This is a genomic window from Moritella sp., from assembly GCF_033791185.1.
GTDB lineage: Bacteria > Pseudomonadota > Gammaproteobacteria > Enterobacterales > Moritellaceae > Moritella.
This window is the reverse complement of sequence record NZ_JASJHF010000060.1, coordinates 1-4,520: the sequence shown is the minus strand read 5'-3', so window position 1 is coordinate 4,520 and position 4,520 is coordinate 1. Positions and strand designations below refer to the sequence as shown.

4 protein-coding genes are annotated in these 4,520 nt (G+C 41.5%); all 4 read right to left on the bottom strand.

All coding sequences use genetic code 11. The annotated features are described in order from the left end of the window. Nucleotides 1-63 precede the first annotated feature (63 nt). On the bottom strand, nt 64-1,278 hold the full coding sequence (locus QNK26_RS03740; RefSeq protein ID WP_319220922.1) for a phosphopentomutase: 1,215 nt from the start codon (nt 1,276-1,278) through the stop codon (nt 64-66). Between the two features lie 96 nt (nt 1,279-1,374). After that, a complete protein-coding gene (deoA, locus tag QNK26_RS03735) occupies nt 1,375-2,706 on the bottom strand; it encodes a thymidine phosphorylase (RefSeq protein ID WP_319220921.1) in 1,332 nt (443 codons plus the stop codon). 200 nt (nt 2,707-2,906) lie between these two features. Next, entirely contained in the window at nt 2,907-3,680 is a 774-nt protein-coding gene (gene deoC / locus QNK26_RS03730) for a deoxyribose-phosphate aldolase (RefSeq protein WP_319220920.1), read from the bottom strand. 671 nt (nt 3,681-4,351) lie between these two features. Further along, nucleotides 4,352-4,520, bottom strand: a 169-nt coding sequence (locus QNK26_RS03725; RefSeq protein ID WP_319220923.1) for a nucleoside transporter C-terminal domain-containing protein, incomplete at its 5' end; no start/stop codon positions are given.

The following is a 4,520-nucleotide window of genomic DNA, read 5'->3' as shown; positions in this document are numbered from 1 at the left end:
CTTGTTTATAAAATTATTATTTATAATAATCGTTTATAAAATCATTACTTAGTATACGCCTGCTTATAAAAAGCTCGTGCCGTAGTCTAATTTTGGTAGACCATGGTAAGCCGCAATTGACTGACCAATGTCTGCAAATGTCTCACGTAAACCTAATGGACCTTTTGGCACATTATGGCCATAGAAGATCACAGGAATATGTTCACGCGTATGGTCTGTACCTGGCGCTGTAGGGTCGCAACCGTGATCGGCCGTTAATACCACAACATCACCTTCATCTAAGATCGCCAGTAGCTCAGGTAAACGGGTATCGAAATACTCTAACCCTTTCGCATAACCAGCAACATCGCGGCGATGACCCCAAGAAGAGTCAAAATCAACAAAATTAGTGAATACGATGGTTTGATCACCGGCTTGTTTTACTTGCTCTAACGTCAGATCAAACAGCGCTTCAAGACCCGTTGCTTTGACTTTTTTAGTAATACCTTGCTGCGCGTAAATATCAGCAATCTTACCTACGCTCACCACTTCACCACCAGATTCCGCCATGCGGTCGAGTAATGTTGGTGCTGGCGGTAACACTGAATAATCACGACGATTACCAGTACGAGCAAAGTCACTCTTATCATTACCGATAAATGGACGCGCAATAACACGACCAATATTGTACGGTTCTAATAATTCACGCGCTAATTCACACAACTTCAGTAAGCGTTCTAGACCAAAGCTTTCTTCGTGACAAGCAATTTGGAATACACTGTCTGCCGAAGTATAGAAAATTGGTTTGCCAGAAGCCATGTGCTCCTCGCCCAACAATTCTAAGATCTCAGTACCAGAAGAATGACAGTTACCTAAATAACCCGGTAAGTCTGCTTGTTCTACTAGTTTCTGCAATAATTCCGGTGGGAAGCTGTTTTCAGTATCAGAGAAATAACCCCAATCAAACAGTACCGGTACACCGGCAATTTCCCAGTGACCACTAGGCGTATCTTTACCACTAGAGATCTCTTGTGCGTAACCGTATGCACCCACAATCTCAGCGTTCTCGTCTAAGCCCGCAGGGAATGAACCCACGCTGTCAGCACACGCATGAGCGAGACCAAGCTTAGTTAAGTTAGGGATATGTAATGGCCCTTCACGACCAATATCTGCCTTACCTTCAGCACACCATTGCGCTATGTGACCAAATGTATTGCTACCTACATCACCAAATTTATCGGCATCGGCCGAAGCACCAATACCCAATGAATCCAACATTAATATAATTGTACGTTTCATCACACTGACCTATTTCCATTAACTATTCTTTATAAACAGTACTATTCATTATAGACAGTACTGTTCGTTATCGACTTTGCTGTCTTGTACTAAACGTTAGACATCAGAAAGTCGAATTTGTTGATAAACATCTGCGCTTGCTGCTGGTTGCGTATCACCGATATGAATCGCGTTCAAGATCTCAGCTTGTGCTGCATCAAATTGTGCTTCACTACGAGCATGAACCATTGCCACTGGTGTTTGTGCATCTAACTGCTGACCAAGTGCTGCAATGTCAGATAAACCAACGGCATAGTCGATTTGATCTGTCGCTACACGACGACCACCACCCATAGCAACAACAGCCATACCAAAGCCACGTGTATCCATTTCGGTTAGGTAACCACTTTGCGTTGCAAATACCGGACGAATAATGTCTGTTTTTGGTAAGTGTAGGTCATAGTTGTCAACAAAATCTGCTGGACCGCCTAAACCTGTCACCATAGTGCCAAATAATTCCGCTGCTTTACCGTTATCTAATACGGCTTGTAGTTTATTGCGCGCATCATCAGCATCAGTGGCTAGATTTGCCGATAAGAGCATTTCCACACACAGCGCCATGGTAACCGCGAACAAACGTGGATTACGATATTCGCCGGTAAGGAAACGTACTGCTTCACGCACTTCAACCGCATTACCTGCGCTGCTAGCCAATACTTGGTTCATATCAGTAATGAGTGCCGATGTTTTACAACCTGCGCCATTCGCTACAGACACAATACTTTTAGCCAGCTCAATTGATTGTGCATGGGTTGGCATGAACGCACCACTACCCGATTTAACATCCATGACAAGCGCATCAAGACCAGCCGCTAATTTTTTCGATAAAATAGAGGCCGTGATCAACGAGATAGACTCTACCGTCGCGGTAATATCACGTACACCATATAAGCGTTTATCTGCAGGTGCTAAATTTGCGGATTGACCTACAATCGCCACACCGCTGTCTTTTACAACTTGGCGGAATTGCGCGTTATCAACCGTGGTTTGGTAACCCGGAATAGCATCAAGTTTATCTAATGTACCACCAGTATGGCCTAGACCACGACCAGAGATCATCGGAACAAAACCGCCACAAGCCGCAACCATAGGACCAAGCATCAATGAAATAACATCACCAACACCACCGGTTGAATGCTTATCTACGATAGGACCATTGAGCTGCATCGCATCCCAATTTAATACATCACCAGAATCACGCATTGCCGATGTGATCGCGATACGTTCTTCCATGTTCATGTCATTAAAATAAACGGCCATGGCAAAGGCGCCGATTTGGCCTTCCGAGATACTGTTATCAGTAATTCCATTAACAAAATATTCAATTTCAGCATGACTTAATATTTCGCCATTACGTTTACGACGAATAATCTCTTGCGGTATAAACATAACTATCTACTCCTTGAATCGGAAAAAGCTTAACTTTAAAAACTAGGAACGAATAAATTAAGTACAGTATTAATTAAAGTAAGCAAGCTGTTGCAGGCATGGATGCCAGCCTCAAGCCCCCATGGATGGGTTTACGGCGTGCTTAGCGTCTTTAATCAATACGAAATGATATAAATTTATCGAACCCGAGAACTAGATAATTAATAACCGCTGCTATCGCTAGGTTTTTCAGCTAATTCAAGTTCAGCTAATAAGTTAGCAAGTAGGCTTGAAGCGCCAAAACGGAATTTTGCTGGCGACACCCAGTCTTTACCTAAGATTGATTCTGCTAGCGCAAGGTATTCGCCTGCTTGTTCAGCATTTTTAACGCCACCGGCTGGTTTGAAGCCAACATCAGTGTTTTTCTCGCTGATCACAGTAAGCATGATCTTCGCGAATTCTAGCGTAGCATTAACAGGTACTTTACCTGTCGATGTTTTAATGAAGTCTGCACCAGCATCAATTGAAATTTCACTTGCTTGACGGATTAAGGCTTCAGTCTTAAGTTCGCCCGTTTCAACGATAACTTTAAGCTGAACGTTAGCAGGACATGCCGCTTTACACGCTTTAACAAGTTCAAAGCCAACTTCCGCATTACCCGCCATGAGTGCGCGGTAAGGGAAAACTACGTCAACTTCATCTGCGCCATAGGCAACAGCGGCTTTGGTTTCAGCGACTGCGATAGCAACATCATCGTTACCGTGTGGGAAATTCGTTACCGTCGCGATTTTTACCGTTTCAGCGCCAATTGCTTTAAGCGTTTTACGTGCGATAGGAACAAAGCGAGGATAAATACAAACAGCAGCGGTATTACCCGCAGCGCTTTTTGCTTTATGACACAGTTCAATGACTTTCGCATCTGTATCATCATCATTAAGTGTAGTTAGGTCCATCATGCTTAATGCACGTTGTGCAGCTACTTTAAAGTTACTCATATTAAGTCTCCGAATTACATTTAAAAATATATAGTGTAAAAAACCAATAGTGAAAGCCTAGTAATTAATATTAATTACTAGCGGTAGCTATTCTGGATTTATATGGATAAAGAGGAGCTTAACTTAAACTATAACGTAAGCTAAATAGATGACGTATAAATAATTAATACTTATATAAAACGAAGCATTAATCTAACTATCAACATAACTATCTTTAAGACAAATATCCATGAAGAATAACTATGCGGACTTGGTTCCGTGAAGACTTGATATGACTATCAATTAATATCCTTATAACCGCGTTAATACAACTTATTATCCACTTCTATTTGAAGTTCAAATAAACGATATTTAACGAAAAACACCAAAAATACTTCATGTAAAATTGGTTTAAACTACAGTTCTAAAGTTACGCTAAGTGACAAAGAAATCAAGCAATAAATGCCGCCAGAACAGACCGACTTCTCACAATGTGCAAATAAACAACAATAAAACAATATATTAAATGTATGGCTGTGTAAGCTTGTGATTTGTTGCGCCACAGCAGATAAATAGCGTTATGAATATAATAATTTATGCCGCTAAAAAATGCCCCAAACTGTCTATCAACAATTTGGAGCAATACATGATTGTATAACTGTTATAACAACAAGCTATCAATCGTCAATCGATTAACCGAGGAATAAACCGGCTAATGTTGCACTCATTAAGTTAGCTAAAGAAGCAGCAAGTACCGCTTTAATACCCATGCTGGCAATGTCTGCACGACGTGACGGTGCTAAGCTACCTAAACCACCCAGTAAGATTGCAATTGATGAGAAGTTAGCAAAACCACATAGT

Coding starts and splice junctions, on each gene's coding strand:
- QNK26_RS03740 (WP_319220922.1), bottom strand. CDS start 1,278: ATGAAACGTACAATTATATTAATGTTGGATTCATTGGGTATTGGTGCT.
- deoA (WP_319220921.1), bottom strand. CDS start 2,706: ATGTTTATACCGCAAGAGATTATTCGTCGTAAACGTAATGGCGAAATA.
- deoC (WP_319220920.1), bottom strand. CDS start 3,680: ATGAGTAACTTTAAAGTAGCTGCACAACGTGCATTAAGCATGATGGAC.